Raw genomic sequence first — 15,513 nt, forward strand, 5'->3', positions numbered from 1 at the left:
GGCCGCGCCGATGCCCGAGCCGCCGCCGGTCACCAGCGCGACGCGGGTGGCCAGGGGCTTCGGCTTGGGCATGCGGCGGAGCTTGGCCTCCTCCAGCTCCCAGTACTCGATGCGGAACTTCTCCGACTCGGGGATGGGCGCGTACGTGGAGACGGACTCGGCCCCGCGCATGACGTTGATGGCGTTGACGTAGAACTCGCCGGCCACGCGGGCGGTCTGCTTGTCCTTGCCGAACGAGAACATGCCGACGCCCGGCACCAGCACGATCGCCGGGTCCGCGCCGCGCATGGGCGGCGAGTCCGGGGTGGCGTTGCGGTCGTAGTAGGCGGTGTAGTCGGCGCGGTAGGCGGTGTGCAGCTCGCGCAGCCGTTCGACGGCCTGCTCCAGGGACGCGTCCGGCGGCAGGTCGAGCACCAGCGGCGCGACCTTGGTCCGCAGGAAGTGGTCGGGGCAGGACGTGCCCAGCGCCGCCAGGCGCGGGTGCTCGGCGCGGGAGACGAAGTCCAGCACCTCGGGCGTGTCGGTGTAGTGGCCGACGACGCGGAGGTCGGTGGAGGCCAGGCCCCGGAGGTGCGGGAACAACGCGGCGGCCCGCGCGTGCCGCTCGGCCTCCGGCAGCGTCTCGTAGATCACCGAGCCGAACGGGTCGGGGCGGCCGTGCTCGGCCAGGTACGCCTCCGCGGCGCGGATGATCTCCAGCGAGCGGGACTCGCACTCCTGCGCGGTGGCGCCCCAGGCGGTGATGCCGTGGCCGCCGAGGACGCAGCCGATGGCCTGCGGGTTGGCCTCCTTGATGGCGGCGATGTCCAGGCCGAGCTGGAAGCCGGGCCGCCGCCACGGCACCCACACCACGCGGTCGCCGAAGACGCGCCTGGTGAGCTCCTCGCCGTCGGCCGCGGTCGCGAGCGCGATCCCGGCGTCGGGGTGCAGGTGGTCGACGTGCGCGGCCTCGACCAGGCCGTGCATGGCGGTGTCGATCGACGGCGCGGCGCCGCCCTTGCCGTGCAGGCAGTAGTCGAACGCGGCGACCATCTCGTCCTCGCGCTCCACGCCCGGGTAGACGTTCACGAGCGCGCGCAGGCGGTCCAGGCGGAGCACGGCGAGCCCGGACTCCTTCAGCGTGCCCAGGTCGCCGCCCGAGCCCTTGACCCAGAGGAGTTCGACGTCCTCGCCGGTGACCGGGTCGGGCGCCGCGCCCTTGGCCGAGGTGTTGCCGCCCGCGTAGTTGGTGTTACGCGGGTCGGCGCCCAGCCGGTGCGAGCGCTCCAGCAGTTCCTTAACGACTTCCATGGTTGGTCAGGCCCCCCAGCCGGCCTGGTTGCCGCCGACACGCTCGGTGGCGATCTTCTCGAAATATCCGGACTTGGCGTACGCGGTCATCGGGTCGGGCGCCAGCCCCGACTCCTCCCGCAACTCGGCGAGCAGCGGCCGCACGTCGGTGTTGTAGGCGTCCATGAACACGGCGTTCGCGCCCAGCACGTCGCCCTCGGACTGGGCGGCGGCCAGCGCCTCCCGGTCCACCAGCAGCGCCTTGGCGGTGGCCTCCTGGACGTTCATGACCGAGCGGATCTGACCCGGGATCTTGGGCTCGATGTTGTGGCACTGGTCGAGCATGAACGCCACGCCGGCCTCGGGGTCGAGCCCGCCGCCGCGGACCACCTCGAACATGATGCGGAATAGCTGGAACGGGTCCGCCGCCCCCACCATCAGGTCGTCGTCGGCGTAGAAGCGCGAGTTGAAGTCGAACCCGCCGAGCTTGCCCTCGCGCAGCAGGAACGCCACGATGAACTCGATGTTGGTGCCCGGCGCGTGGTGGCCGGTGTCCACCACGACCTGCGCCTTGGGGCCGAGCTTGACGCAGTGGGCGTACGCGGTGCCCCAGTCGGGCACGTCGGTGGCGTAGAAGGCGGGCTCGAAGAGCTTGTACTCCAGCAGGAAGCGCTGGCCCTCGCCGAGCCGGTCGTACACCTCGGCCAGCGACTCGGCCAGGCGGTCCTGGCGGGCCCTGATGTCGTCCTGGCCCGGGTAGTTGATGCCGTCCGAGAACCACAGCTTGAGCGTGTCGGAGCCGGTGGCGTCCATGATGTCCACGCACTCGAGCAGGTGGTCGGTGGCCTTGCGGCGGACCCGCGCGTCCGGGTTGGTGACGCTGCCCAGCATGTAGTCGTCGTCCTGGAAGACGTTGGAGTTGATGGCTCCGATGCCCACACCCAGCTCGCGGGCGTGCCTGGCCAGGTCGGCGTAGTCGTCCACCTTGTCCCACGGGATGTGCAGGGCGACCGTGGGGGCGATCCCGGTGTAGGCGTGCACCTGGGCGGCGTCGGCGAGCTTCTCGTACGGGTCGCGCGGCACCCCCTTCTGTGCGAACACCTTGAACCGCGTGCCGCTGTTGCCGTAGGCCCAGGACGGCGTCTCGATGTGCTGCGCCCGCAGCGCGGCCTTGATGTCAGTCATTACTCCCCGATCAATCCAGGTGGAACACTTCGTCCAGCGGGTGCATGCCCTCGTCGGGCCGCCCGTCGAGGCTCTCGAAGAACGGCGCCATCTCGGCCTGCCAGCGGGCGTTGACCTCGGTCTCGGCCATGGCCTTCCTGGCCGCCTCGAAGTCCTCGGTCTCCAGGTAGCCCACGAGGAGGCCGTCGTCTTTGAGGAAGAGCGAGTAGTTGTGCCAGCCGGTACGCGCGAGCGCCTCTCGCATCTCCGGCCAGACGTCTCGGTGGCGTTCGCGGTACTCCGCCAGCCGCTCTGGGCGGACTTTCAGCAGGAAGCAGACGCGTTGCACTGACACTCCCTTCAAAACGTTTTAATCCTTCGTGCAGGAAACTATGATTCCTGGTGCTCGCTGTCAATGCGCTCCCACCCACGGACCGCCCGGGGTGATCGCGCAGCTACACTGACACGTTTTAATCCCCGGCTCCGCGCCGGCGGACCACCCCACGGCCGCAACCGCCCGCGACCCGCCCCACGCCGCCCGCCCCACGAGCGGCCGCCCCACGAGCGCCGCGACGGGTGGGGTGGTCAGGTGGGGAGTTTGTCGCCGACGAGGGCCAGGTTCTGGATGGCCGCCAGCCCGTACAGGGCCGTGGTGTTGGTGGAGACCCAGGCCGCCTCGTCCGTCGGGTTGAGGGTCGTCGTGACCTTCTCCGACTTCCACGACAGGTCCGGCGCGTAGCCGTCCCCCGTGGCGAACTCCGTCCACGCCCGGGCGGCGAGATCGTCGCGCCGGAGCCGGACCGACGCGTACGCCGTGAGCCGGGAGTGCCCCTGCTTGAGGATGAGGTTGCCGAAGTTCGCGCCCGTCTCGGCGGCCTGCTCGGCCTTGGTGGCGTTGAACAGGCGGCAGTACTGGAGCCACGCCTGCTCGAAGTCCGGCATGTCCACCAGGTCGATGAGCTCGGCGCAGATCTCGACCTGGCCGAACATGGCCGACAGATGGGACACCGCGACCTTGCGAGCGGCCGGGGCGAACTCGCCGGTGCTGAGGTTGTAGAGCCCCTCGCCGGTGACGAAGCCGTTGGGCATGGCGGCGATGGTCCGCATGGTGGCCTTGAGCTTCTTCTCGGCCACCGGGTCCCCGCCGCGTTCCCACTCGGTCAGCCAGGCGGCGGCCAGGCCGCTCCAGTCGGTGCCCAGCCCGATCGCGAGGGCCGACGGGTCCGGCGTGTACGGCTCCGTGCGGATCTTGCGGAGCGGGTCGATGGCCAGGAACGTCTTGTCGGAGTCCACCAGGGCCCGCATGAGGTCGCCGGTGCGCTCGTCGGCGGTCAGGAAGTAGAAGATGCGCCGGTAGACCGCGGTCGAGATGCGCTGCTGCTTGGCGCTGCACCCCCAGTGCTGCACGTTGTGCCGGCTGCCGAGCCCGGCCCAGGGCCCGAGGTGGTAGACGTCCACCTCGCCGGTGTGCCGGGTCATCGCCTCGGCGAAGCGGAACACGTCGGCGCGCCCCGAGCGCAGGTACGCGTACCAGAGCCACAGGTCGGGCGACAGCTCCGAGTTGTCCCAGGCGTAACCGCCGACGTCGTAGCGCCACACGTGCCGGTCCTCGTCGAACGTGTGCATGATGTCGCCGTAGTCCCAGAACCCGTACCAGTGCCGCTGCTCGACCTGCTTGCGGTAGTAGTCGAAGAGGAAGTCGAGATGGTCCTCGATGGTCTTCCTGCCGGGCGTCGACCGGTCGACGGGGCTGAACAGGCCGCCGAACACCTTGGCGGCGGCCAGGTGCGCGGGCGGCGCGACGATCAGGGGCGGCGTCCGGACGGCGTCGGCCATCGCCCCGAACCGCGCGGCGTCCGGGGTGGCGGCCAGCGCCCAGAAGGTCAGCTCGCTCGTACGCGCGATCCCGAGCGGCGTGCCGAAGCCGGGCTCGTAGTCCTCGTACGTGATGTTGAGGCCCTCGATCTGCTCCGGGTAGGTGTCCTGGCCCATGCCGTCGTGGTAGAAGCGGGTGTCCATCGGCCCGGCCTCCGGCGACCAGAGCCAGACGGTGACCTCGGCCTCCTCCGAGGCGGCCCCGCGGATGTCGAGCTGGGTGGGGTGCCGCTGCCAGAAGTCCCGCAGGCCGAACGCGAACCCGCCGCTCGTCCCGCCCACGTACCCGAGCCCGGAGGCCCGCCGGCCCTGGTCGACGGCGACCCAGCCGTACCCCTTCTTGGTGCGCTTCTTGAGCGTGAAGCCCTCGGAGGACAGCTGGGCGAGGGAGTAGTCGCCCCAGTCGGGGATGAGCTGGACGCGGCTGCTGACACGCGTGTCCCAGGTGGCGATGTCCGGCAGCCGCCGGCCCTCCACCTGCGCCTTCCGCACGGCCGCGCCGGGGTCGCGGCGCAGACCCGTGATGCCCTTGACGGCCTCGGTGAGCAGGCCGTGCCCGTCGCCGACGAACCGGATGTGCCGGTTGTACGGCTCGTCCCGCATCGGGACGCGGAAGCGCACGCCGAGCCCGGCGACGAAGTCGTGCTGCCCGTCGCGGTCGAACACGAACGTGTGCGTCATCCGCACGCTCTCCGCGCCCGCGTAGAAGTAGAGCCGGATCGTGAACGGCAGCCATGAGCGGCCCTTCTTGGAGGTGTGGCGGCCCTCGATCCGGACGACCGCGCGCACCGGGCCGGACTGCTCGACCTCCACCTTCGAGATGTCGCTCAGGTAGGAGTCGACCTCGACCGTACGGTCGTCATCGTCGTCGATCTTGCCCTGGCGGAGGTTGACGAGCTGCCCCTTGCGGGCGATCTCGGTCTCGCCGCGCCAGATCTGGCTGATCAGCTCGCTGCCGCTCTTGCGGACGCGGGCGCGGATCACGCCGGTGTCCACGTCCACGTACTGCTTCTCGTCCTTGACGGTGACCGGCTTGGCGGGGGCGGCGGCGGTGCCCGGCCGCAGCGTGTACGTCTCGGCCGCGGGCGTCGCGGGGCCGACCGCGTGGGCCGTCCACTTCAGGGACCCGTCCGGCCAGTACGCCAGCGGCCACGTCTGCATCGGCACGGCGGCGCCGTCGGCCGCGGTGAGCCCGAACGCCTGCTCCTTGGCCACGGCGCCCTTCGGCCACGGAACGCCCCAGGTGGTGCCGGGCGCCTCGGCGGGCTTGTCCTCCAGCCAGCGCAGGGGGACGTCGGGTACGGCCGGCGCCGCCCCCTTCAATGCGGCCAAGGCGGGCGACTCCAGCGCCGAGGCCAGCGGGACGGCTGCTCCGGCGACGGCTAACCCCTTCAGGGCGTCGCGGCGTGAGATCTGCTCGGACACAGGTACACCTCCAGGCGGGGAGGGGCGCGCTCGCGCGCGCCTCTCAGGGGGGTTGGTCGGTGGTGCCGCTCCCGGATGGGAAGCGCTTTCCAGAGCCAGATGGCGGAACGCCCGCGGGCGCCCCGCCGTCAGGCGGAGATCACGCGGACGTCGCCGGCCGCCACCGTGACCGGGTCGCCGCCGGGCGGGGTCACGACCGCGTCCTCGCCCGTGTGGTTGACGGCGAACAGGTAGGAGCGGCCGTCCGCGTGCGAGCGCCGTACGACCTCTACCCCGGCGGGGGCGGCCGCGACGGGTTCGACGCCCGCCTCCGTCGCGACGGCGGCGATGACCTCGGCCAGGCCGTCGTCGTCGAGTCTGGTCGTGAGGTAGTGCGCGAACCCGTCGCCCCACTCGTTGCGGGTCCAGGCGGGCTCCCCGGTGGCGTACGTGTCGAGGACCTTCGCGCCGGCGGCGTGCGCCACCTCGCTCCAGGCGGTCCCCGACGCGCCCGAGGTCAGCGCGATCGGCCCGTCGAGGGGGAAGAACTCCTCCACGCTCACCCCGAGCAGGTCGCGCCACGCCCCGGGGTAGCCGCCGAGCCGCACCCGGTCGTGCTCGTCCACGATCCCGCTGTACGGACCCACGAGCGCGACCCCGCCCCGCTCCACGAACCGCGCCAGGTTGGCCGCCCCCGCGTCGCTCACCAGGTAGAGCGCGGGCACCAGCACCAGGCGGTAGCCGGTCAGGTCGCCCTCGGGGTGGGCCAGGTCGCAGGTGACGCCGGCCCGCCAGAGCGCGGCGTGCCAGCGCTTGGCCTCCTCCACCGGGTCCATGTCCGCGGAGGGCTGGGCCGGGTGGTCCTGGGCCCAGACGCTGGAGTGGTCGAGGAGGATCGCGACGTCGGCGCTGACGGTGCTGCCCGCCACGTCGGCGAGCCCGGCCAGCTCGGCGCCGAGCGCGGTCACCTCCCGCCAGATCTTGGTGTCGGTGCCCGCGTGTGGCAGCATCGCCGAGTGCCACTTCTCGGCGCCGGCGCGGGAGGCCCGCCACTGGAAGTACATGATCCCGTCCGCGCCCCTGGCCAGGTGGGTCAGGGAGTTGCGGCGCAGCTCGCCGGGGGCCTTGGCGCGGTTGCGCGGCTGCCAGTTGACGGCGCTGGTCGAGTGCTCCATCAGCAGCCAGGGCCGGCCGCCGTTGAGCGAGCGGGCGTAGTCGGCGGCGAAGGCCAGGTCGATGTGCGGCTCCGCGCGGGCGCCGATCAGGTAGTGGTCGGTGGAGACCACGTCCATCTCGGCGGCGAAGGCCCAGCAGTCCATGTCCCAGTGCGCGCCCGCCATCAGGTTGGTGGTCGCGGGCACGTCCGGGGTGATCTTCTTCAGCAGGTCGCGCTCGGCGGTGTAGAGCTCGATGAGCGCGTCGGAGCTGAAGCGGCGGAAGTCGAGCTGCTGGCCGGGGTTGGGGAAGGTGGGGGTGGCGCGCGGCGGCAGGATCTGGGCCCAGTCGCCGTAGCGCTGGGACCAGAACGCGGTGCCCCAGGCGTCGTTGAGCGCGTCGAGCGAGGCGTGGTGCGAGCGCAGCCAGGCGCGGAAGGCCGCCGCCGAGGTGTCGCAGAAGCAGCGCGCGTTGTGGCAGCCGTACTCGTTGTGCACGTGCCACAGGGCCAGCGCCTCGTGGTCCCGGTAGCGCGTGGCCAGCTGCTCGGCGATGCGCAGCGCCTTCTCGCGGTAGATCGGCGAGCTGGGGCAGAAGCCCTGCCTGCTGCCGTAGGTCAGCCGCCGCCCGTCGGCGTCCACCGGCAGCGCCTCCGGGTACGTGTCCCCGAACCAGGGCGGCGGCGCGGCGGTCGGCGTGGAAAGGTTGGCCTTGATCCCGTTCGTGGCCAGCAGGTCCATCACGCGGTCGAACCAGCCGAAGTCGAACGCTCCCTCGGCCGGCTCCAGCAGCGACCAGGAGAAGATGCCGACGCTGACCCGGTTGACGCCAGCCGCACGCATCAGCGCGACGTCCTGCTCCCACGTCTCCTCGGGCCACTGCTCTGGATTCCAGTCCCCGCCATAGGCGATGACGTCCGGCATGAAACCTGCCTTTCGCAAGTCTGTTAGCGCTCACAGCGTGTTACGTCAGCGTTTACGGGGGATTAAAACGTTCCTCACGCGCGTCGCACAAGGCCCGGCTCGCCGTCCCGGGCGGGTTCCCGCTGATCAACGGGGGTGATTGCGCAGGCAGGCCCGCCGAATCCAGGCGTGACCCGTGACACGGGGGTTATCTTAACGTTATGAAAAGCGGGGAAAGCGGTCTCCGTGCGCATCCCGATACAAACGTTTTTACTCGAAACCCGCACAACTCTGCCCACTCCAGACCCGGAAACCCCGCTCCACCGGTACCGCGACTGGCGCCCCAGTCGTTAGTACGTTTTAATTGGTCCCCATGGCCATGGTCAGCATCAAGGACGTCGCCGCACACGCCGGCGTCTCCCCGGGCACGGTCTCCAACGTACTGAACCGGCCCGGAAAAGTCGCGCCCGCCACCCGGGAGCGGGTGGAGGCGGCGATCAACGAGCTGGGGTTCGTCCGGCACGGCTCGGCCTCGACGCTGCGCGCCGGGCACAGCAGGACGATCGGCCTGAGCGTGATCGACATCGGCAACCCGTTCTTCACCGAGGTCGCGGCCGGGGTCGAGGACGTGGCCAGCGAGCTCGGCTACGCGGTCATCCTGGGCAACTCGGCGGGCTCGCAGGACAAGGAGGAGCGCAACCTGCGGGTGCTGGCCGAACACCGGGTGCGCGGCGTGCTGATCACCCCCTCCGGCGAGGACCCGGGCCGGCTCGACCGGCTGCGCGAGCGCGGCATCAGCGTCGTCCTGGTCGACCACCCGGCGCACCGGCCCGACCAGTGCGCGGTGGCCGTGGACGACGTCGCGGGCGGCCGGGCCGCGGTCACCCACCTGCTGGCCAAGGGCGCGCGCACCGTCGCCTACGTGACGGGCCCCATGACGATCAGGCAGTGCGTGGAGCGCTGGGAGGGCGCCAAGGCCGCGATGCGGGGCGCCGGGCTCGACCCCGGCGACCTGAAGGTGGCCGAGACCGCGACGATGACGGCCCGCGCGGGCGAGAAGGCGGCCGCCGACCTGATCGAGAACGGCCTGCCCGAAGCCGTGTTCTGCGCCAACGACCTGCTCGCGCTCGGCGTGCTGCGCGCGCTGCTGCGGTCGGGCGTGCGGGTGCCGGAGGACGTGGTGCTGATGGGCTACGACGACATCGACTTCGCCGCCGCCTCCACCGTCTCGCTCAGCTCGATGCGGCAGCCGACCTACCAGCTCGGCCGGATCGCCACCGAGCTGCTGCTGGACGAGTGCGACAACCCGGAGACGCACGCGCACCAGCACATCATGTTCCAGCCCGAGCTCGTCGCCAGGGAGTCCACACAATGAGCCGCCGTTTCGCCGCCGTCGACCTCGGGGCCTCCAGCGGCCGGGTGATGCTGGCCGACCTCTCCGACGGCCTGGAGCTGACCGAGGTCCGCCGCTTCCCCAACGAGCCGGTGACCGAGGCGGGCCGCCTCCACTGGAACATCACCGGCCTCTACTCGGAGATCCTCGACGGCCTGCGCGACGCGGGCCCGGTGTCGTCCGTCGGCGTGGACTCGTGGGCGGTCGACTACGGGCTGCTCGACGAGTCGTACCGGCTGATGGGCAACCCGGTGCACTACCGCGACGACCGCACACGAGGGGTGGCCGAGCGGGTGGCCGGGTCGGTCGGGGCGGAGACCCTGTACGACGTGTCCGGGCTGCAGGTGCTGCCGTTCAACACGATCTACCAGCTGCTGGCCGACCGGCTCGACGGGGCCGTGACGATGCTGCTGATCCCCGACCTGATCGGCTACTGGCTCACCGGCGAGGTGGGCGCGGAGGTGACCAACGCCTCGACGACCGGGCTGCTCGACGTGCGCACCAGGTCGTGGGCGTTCCCCCTGATCGAGCAGCTCGGGCTGCCGGCCGGGCTGTTCCCGCCGCTGCGCCAGCCCGGCGAGGCGGTCGGCAAGCTGCGCCGGCACGTGGCCGACGTGGTCGGCTGGTCGGCGCCCGTCACGGCGGTCGGCTCGCACGACACGGCCTCGGCCGTGGCCGCCGTGCCCGCCTCCGGTCCGGCTTTCGCCTACATCTCGTGCGGCACGTGGTCGCTGGCCGGGGTGGAGCTGCCGGAGCCCGTCCTGACGCCCGAGAGCCGCGCAGCGAACTTCACCAACGAGGCCGGCATCGACGGCACCGTCCGCTACCTGCGCAACGTCATGGGGCTGTGGCTGCTGCAGGAGTGCCTGCGCGCCTGGCCGGGCTCCGACCTGCGCGAGCTGCTGAAGGCGGCGGCGGGCGAGCGGCCGTTCGCGGCCGTGGTCAACCCGGACGAGCCGGTGTTCCTGCCGCCGGGCGACATGCCGGCCAGGATCGCCGCCGAGTGCCGCCGCACGGGGCAGGAGCCTCCGTCGTCCCCGGCCGCGTACGTGCGGTGCGTGCTGGAGAGCCTGGCGCTCGGGCACCGGCTCGCCGTGCGGCAGGCGATGGAGCTGTCCGGGCGCGACGTCGAGGTCGTCCACCTGGTGGGCGGCGGGTCGCGCAACGAGCTGCTGTGCCAGCTCACCGCGGACGCCTGCGGGCTGCCGGTGGTGGCCGGGCCCGCGGAGGCGACCGCGCTCGGCAACGTGCTCGTGCAGGCGCGCTCGGCGGGGCTCGTCTCGGACCTGGCGCAGATGCGCTCGCTGGTCGCCGCCTCCCAGCCGCTGCGCCGCTACGAGCCCTCCGGCGATCCCCAGGCGTGGGAGAAGGCCGCCGCGCGCCTCGCCTGACCCCCTTCGACCTGCGGGTTTTCGCCTCCCGGGAGCAGGGCAGAAACCCCGCCAGGGGTTTCGGGGGGCATTATGGACATGCGTTGGCCGCTGCTGCGGCAGCTGACCGGCGAGGACCGCAGCGGGCGGGGCGCGGCGGTGAAGTCGGCCAGGACGGCGGCGCTGCGCGCCCGCACGGCCACGGCCGACCGGGTGGTCAAGTCGATCTGCCCGTACTGCGCGGTGGGCTGCGCCCAGAACGTGTACGTACGGGATGAACGGGTCATCCAGATCGAGGGCGACCCCGACTCCCCCATCAGCCGCGGCCGGCTGTGTCCCAAGGGCGCGGCCAGCCTCCAGCTCACCACCGCGTCCGGCCGCCGGCACAAGGCGCTCTACCGCCCGCCGGGCGGGGCCGACTGGCAGGAGATCGACCTCGACACGGCCATGGACATGGTGGCCGACCGGGTCATCGCCACCAGGCGCGAGACCTGGGAGTGGGAGCGGGACGGCAAGCGCACCGCCAGGACCATGGGCATCGCCAGCCTGGGCGGCGCGACGCTGGACAACGAGGAGAACTACCTCATCAAGAAGCTGCTGACGGCGCTCGGCGTGGTGCAGATCGAGAACCAGGCCCGCGTCTGCCACAGCTCCAGCGTGGTCGGGCTCGGCACGTCGTTCGGCCGGGGCGGGGCCACCACGTTCATGCAGGACCTGCAGCACTCCGACTGCGTGGTCATCCAGGGCTCCAACTTCGCCGAGGCGCACCCGGTCGGCTTCCAGTGGGTGATGGAGGCCAAGGCGCGCGGCGCGGTGATCATCCACATCGATCCGCGCTTCACGCGCACGAGCGCGCTGGCCGACCTGCACGTGCCCATCCGCGCGGGCTCCGACGTGGCCTTCCTCGGCGGGATCATCAACCACGTGCTGGACAACGACCTGTACTTCCACGAGTACGTGGTCAACTACACCAACGCGGCCACCATCCTGCGGGAGGACTACCGCGACACCGAGGATCTCGACGGCGTGTTCTCCGGCTTCGACCCGGAGACCCGCGTCTACGACGACGAGACCTGGCAGTACGAGGGGATGACGGTCTCCCCGGCCTCCGGCGCGCGGGACGTGGACTACGAGCGGTGGGTGGGCAAGCTGCCGCCGGGCCACTCCGAGATGCTCGGCGCCACCGGCCTGCCGATGGACGGGACGCCGCAGCGCGACGAGACGCTGAGCCACCCGCGCTGCGTCATGCAGGTGCTGCGCCGCCACTTCGCCCGCTACACGCCGGAGATGGTGCAGCGGGTGTGCGGGGTGCCGCCGGAGCTGTTCCAGCGGGTGTGCCGGCATCTGACGGACAACTCCGGCCCCGACAAGACCGCCGAGTTCGTCTACGCGGTGGGCTGGACGCAGCACAGCGACGGCGCGCAGTTCATCAGGGCGGCGAGCATCCTGCAGCTGCTGCTGGGCAACCTGGGCCGGCCCGGCGGCGGCATCCAGGCGCTGCGCGGGCACGCCAGCATCCAGGGCTCCAGCGACGTGCCCACGCTGTTCAACCTGCTGCCGGGCTACATCCCGATGCCGCACGCGCACGAGGACCTGAGCCTGCGCAAGTTCCTGCGGGCCGACTCGCCGCACAAGGGCTGCTGGGCGAACATGTCCGCGTACCTGATCAGCCTGCTCAAGGCGTGGTGGGGTGAGTCGGCCCAGCCGGACAACGACTTCAGGTTCGGCTACCTGCCCAGGCTGACCGGGTCGCACAGCACGTACGACACCGTGCTGGCGCAGCTCGACGGCGTCTGCAAGGGCTACTTCCTGCTCGGCGAGAACCCCGCGGTCGGCTCGGCCAACACCCGGATGCAGCGCCTGGGCATGGCGAACCTCGACTGGCTGGTGGTCCGCGACTTCAACCTGATCGAGAGCGCCACCTGGTGGAAGGACGGCCCGGAGATCGAGACGGGCGAGCTGATCACCGAGGACATCGGCACCGAGGTGTTCTTCTTCCCCGCGGCCTCGCACACCGAGAAGAGCGGCAGCTTCACCAACACCAACCGGCTGCTCCAGTGGCACCACCAGGCGGTCGAGCCGGGCGGTGACGCGCGCAGCGACCTGTGGTTCATGTACCACCTGGGGCGGATCATCCGGGAGAAGCTGGCGGGCTCGGCCGATCCGATGGACGCGCCGGTGCTGGAGCTCACCTGGGACTACCCGCTCGTGGGCGAGCTGTCCGAGCCGTCCGCGGAGGCCGTGCTGGCGGAGATCAACGGCTGGGGCCCCGATCGGCGGCCTCTGTCCGGGGCCGGCGAGCTCAAGGACGACGGCTCCACGGTGTGCGGCTGCTGGATCTACTGCGGCGTGCACGCCGGCGGCGTCAACCGGGCCGCCCGCCGCAAGCCGCACACCGAGCAGGACTGGATCGCCGCCGAATGGGGGTGGGCCTGGCCGGCGAACCGGCGGATCCTCTACAACCGGGCCTCGGCCAGGCCGGACGGCAGCCCGTGGAGCGAGCGCAAGAAGCTCGTCTGGTGGGACGCGGACGAGGGCCGGTGGACCGGATTCGACGTGCCGGACATCGACGTGGACAAGGACCCCGGCTTCCGGCCCCCGGAGGACGCGCAGGGGGTGGCGGCGCTGTCCGGGACCGATCCGTTCGTCATGCAGGCCGACGGGAAGGGCTGGTTGTTCGCCCCGTCGGGGGTGGTGGACGGGCCGCTGCCGACGCACTACGAGCCCCAGGACTCGCCGGTGGCCAACCCGCTCTACGGCCACCAGCGCAACCCGGCGCGCAAGGTCTACCGGCACGAGGACAACCGCTACCAGCCGAGCGGCGACGAGCCGGGCGCGTCGGTCTATCCGTACGTGGTGACGACGTACCGGCTGACCGAGCACTTCACGGCGGGCGGGATGAGCCGGCACACGCCGTACCTGGCGGAGCTGCAGCCGGAGATGTTCTGCGAGGTGTCGCCGGAGCTGGCCGCCGAGCGCGGGCTCGTGCACGGCGACTGGGCCACGATCGTCACGGCGCGCAACGCCATCGAGGCCAGGGTCATGGTCACCGACCGGATGCCGTCGCTGCGCCTGGACGGGAAGGTGCTGCACCAGATCGGGCTGCCGTTCCACTACGGGCCCAACGGCCTGGCCAGGGGCGACGCGGCCAACGAGCTGTCGGCGATCGCGCTGGACCCCAACTCCCACATCCAGGAGGTCAAGGCCCTGGCGGCCGACATCCGGCCCGGGCGGCGGCCGCGCGGGCCGGCGCTGCCGGAGCTGGTCAGGTCCTATCAGGAGCGCGCGGGCATCGGCGCCGGCACAGGGACGGAGGCGTGATGGGCCGCGTGGGGTTCTTCACCGACACCAGCATCTGCATCGGCTGCAAGGCGTGCGAGGTGGCCTGCAAGGAGTGGAACGCCGTCCCCGAGGACGGCCTGGCCTTCACCGGCATGTCCTACGACAACACCGTGACCCTGGGCTCCGACACCTGGCGGCACGTCGCGTTCGTCGAGCAGCGCCGGCCGCTCGGCCACCAGGAGCCCGGGGTCGGCGACATGGACTTCCGCTGGCTGATGGCCTCCGACGTGTGCAAGCACTGCACGGAGGCGGCCTGCCTGGACGTGTGCCCGACGGGCTCGCTGTTCCGCACCGAGTTCGGCACGGTCGTGGTGCAGCAGGACATCTGCAACGGGTGCGGCTACTGCGTGCCCGCCTGCCCGTTCGGGGTGATCGGCAAGCGGGAGAGCAGCGGCGTGGCCGCCAAGTGCACCATGTGCTACGACCGGCTGGGCGACGGGCAGGAGCCCGCGTGCGCCAAGACGTGCCCGACGGACTCGATCCAGTTCGGGGACCTCGACGAGCTGCGCGAGCGGGCCGAGCACCGGCTCGAGCAGGTGCGCGCGGCGGGGACGGCCTCCGCGCGCCTGTACGGGCACGACCAGGGCGACGGGGTGGGCGGCATGGGGGCGTTCTTCCTGCTGCTGGACGAGCCCGAGGTGTACGGCCTGCCGCCCGATCCCGTGGTGACCACGAGGGATCTGCCGTCGATGTGGCGGCACGCGGGGGTCGCGGCGCTCGCCCTGCTGGCGGGCGTGGCGGCGACGGCGCTGCCGATCTGGAGGAAACGGGGATGACCAGTCAGACCGACGTGCGCCTGGACGGCTCGGCCGGGCTGCGCACCGAACGCGAGGCCACGCCGGGATCGGCGGGCGACCGGCGCGAGCGGCGCAGGCCGCCGGAGGCGGGCCCAGAGAAGGGCCCAGAGAAGGGCCCAGAGAAGGGTTACGACTCCTACTACGGCCGGCCGGTGCTCAACGAGCCGACGTGGCAGGAGCACGACATCGCCGGCTACCTCTTCCTGGGCGGCCTGGCCGGCGCGTCGTCCACGCTGGCGGCCGTCGCCGAGCTCACCGGCAGGCCGCGCCTGGCCAGGGTGGGCAGGGTGGCCGCGCTGTGCGCGCTGGGCGGCTCGTTCTACTCGCTGATCCACGACCTGGGGCGGCCCGAGCGGTTCATCAACATGCTGCGGGTGTTCAAGGTGACCTCGCCGATGAGCGTCGGCACGTGGATCCTCACGGCGTACGGCCCGCAGGCCGTGTGCGCCGGGGCCGCCGACCTGTCCGGGCGCCTGCCCAGGCTGGGCCGGGCCGCCACGGTCGGGGCGGGCCTGGCGGGGCCCGCGGTGGCCACCTACACCGCCGCGCTGATCTGCGACACCGCCGTGCCCGCCTGGCACGAGGGGTTCCGCGAGATGCCGTTCCTGTTCGCCGGCTCGGCCGCGGCGGCGGCGGGCGGGCTCGGGATGCTGGCCGCGCCGCTGTCGGAGGCGGGTCCGGCCCGCCGGGTGGCGATGCTGGGCGCGGCCGTCGAATGCGTGGCCGCGACCCGGATGGAGCGGCGGCTGGGGCCGCTGGCCGAGCCGCTCAAGCGCAGCCCGCTGCTGCGCGCGGGCGAGGCACTGTCGCTGGCGGGCGCGCTGGCCGGGGTGACCGTCGGC

General features: G+C 71.9%; 10 protein-coding genes. 5 read left to right on the top strand and 5 right to left on the bottom strand.

Annotated elements, in window-relative coordinates; all coding sequences use genetic code 11:
- From rhaD to ACWDX9_RS48515, 5 genes are all read right to left on the bottom strand, one after another.
- On the bottom strand, window positions 1–1,290 hold a 1,290-nt coding region (gene rhaD, locus ACWDX9_RS48495), incomplete at its 3' end, for a bifunctional rhamnulose-1-phosphate aldolase/short-chain dehydrogenase (RefSeq protein WP_449967669.1).
- A gap of 6 nt (window positions 1,291–1,296) precedes the next feature.
- Complete coding sequence (gene rhaI, locus ACWDX9_RS48500) at window positions 1,297–2,454, bottom strand: L-rhamnose isomerase (protein ID WP_449967672.1); 1,158 nt, start codon at window positions 2,452–2,454, stop codon at window positions 1,297–1,299.
- Between the two features lie 10 nt (window positions 2,455–2,464).
- A complete protein-coding gene (locus ACWDX9_RS48505) occupies window positions 2,465–2,782 on the bottom strand; it encodes an L-rhamnose mutarotase (protein WP_185077046.1) in 318 nt (105 codons plus the stop codon).
- Window positions 2,783–3,018: 236 nt separating this feature from the next.
- Window positions 3,019–5,733: an exo-rhamnogalacturonan lyase family protein gene (locus ACWDX9_RS48510; RefSeq protein WP_449967675.1), complete on the bottom strand. Its 2,715-nt coding sequence runs from the start codon at window positions 5,731–5,733 to the stop codon at window positions 3,019–3,021.
- Window positions 5,734–5,861: 128 nt separating this feature from the next.
- Window positions 5,862–7,790, bottom strand: a complete 1,929-nt coding sequence (locus ACWDX9_RS48515) for a beta-galactosidase (RefSeq protein ID WP_449967678.1) — start codon at window positions 7,788–7,790, stop codon at window positions 5,862–5,864.
- Window positions 7,791–8,142: 352 nt separating this feature from the next.
- Here ACWDX9_RS48515 and ACWDX9_RS48520 point away from each other — a divergent pair, with 352 nt between their 5' ends.
- The 5 genes from ACWDX9_RS48520 to nrfD all read left to right on the top strand — a co-directional run.
- Window positions 8,143–9,144 carry a LacI family DNA-binding transcriptional regulator gene (locus ACWDX9_RS48520; RefSeq protein ID WP_449967681.1) on the top strand — a complete coding sequence of 334 codons (1,002 nt, stop codon included), beginning with the start codon at window positions 8,143–8,145 and terminating at the stop codon, window positions 9,142–9,144.
- A complete protein-coding gene (locus ACWDX9_RS48525; RefSeq protein WP_449967684.1) occupies window positions 9,141–10,553 on the top strand; it encodes a rhamnulokinase in 1,413 nt (470 codons plus the stop codon). The genes ACWDX9_RS48520 and ACWDX9_RS48525 overlap by 4 nt, the downstream gene beginning before the upstream one ends.
- A 78-nt stretch (window positions 10,554–10,631) precedes the next feature.
- Window positions 10,632–13,853, top strand: coding sequence for a formate dehydrogenase (fdh, locus tag ACWDX9_RS48530; RefSeq protein ID WP_449967687.1), 3,222 nt, complete (start codon window positions 10,632–10,634; stop codon window positions 13,851–13,853).
- Window positions 13,853–14,650, top strand: coding sequence for a 4Fe-4S dicluster domain-containing protein (locus ACWDX9_RS48535; RefSeq protein ID WP_449967690.1), 798 nt, complete (start codon window positions 13,853–13,855; stop codon window positions 14,648–14,650). The genes fdh and ACWDX9_RS48535 overlap by 1 nt, the downstream gene beginning before the upstream one ends.
- Window positions 14,647–15,513: NrfD/PsrC family molybdoenzyme membrane anchor subunit (nrfD, locus tag ACWDX9_RS48540; RefSeq protein WP_449967693.1), on the top strand; the 867-nt coding region annotated here is incomplete at its 3' end. The genes ACWDX9_RS48535 and nrfD, both read left to right, overlap by 4 nt.

It is taken from the genome of Nonomuraea sp. NPDC003201 (genome assembly GCF_053590415.1).

Coding starts and splice junctions, on each gene's coding strand:
- rhaI (WP_449967672.1), bottom strand. CDS start 2,454: ATGACTGACATCAAGGCCGCGCTGCGGGCGCAGCACATCGAGACGCCG.
- ACWDX9_RS48515 (WP_449967678.1), bottom strand. CDS start 7,790: ATGCCGGACGTCATCGCCTATGGCGGGGACTGGAATCCAGAGCAGTGG.
- ACWDX9_RS48520 (WP_449967681.1), top strand. CDS start 8,143: ATGGCCATGGTCAGCATCAAGGACGTCGCCGCACACGCCGGCGTCTCC.
- ACWDX9_RS48525 (WP_449967684.1), top strand. CDS start 9,141: ATGAGCCGCCGTTTCGCCGCCGTCGACCTCGGGGCCTCCAGCGGCCGG.
- fdh (WP_449967687.1), top strand. CDS start 10,632: ATGCGTTGGCCGCTGCTGCGGCAGCTGACCGGCGAGGACCGCAGCGGG.
- ACWDX9_RS48535 (WP_449967690.1), top strand. CDS start 13,853: ATGGGCCGCGTGGGGTTCTTCACCGACACCAGCATCTGCATCGGCTGC.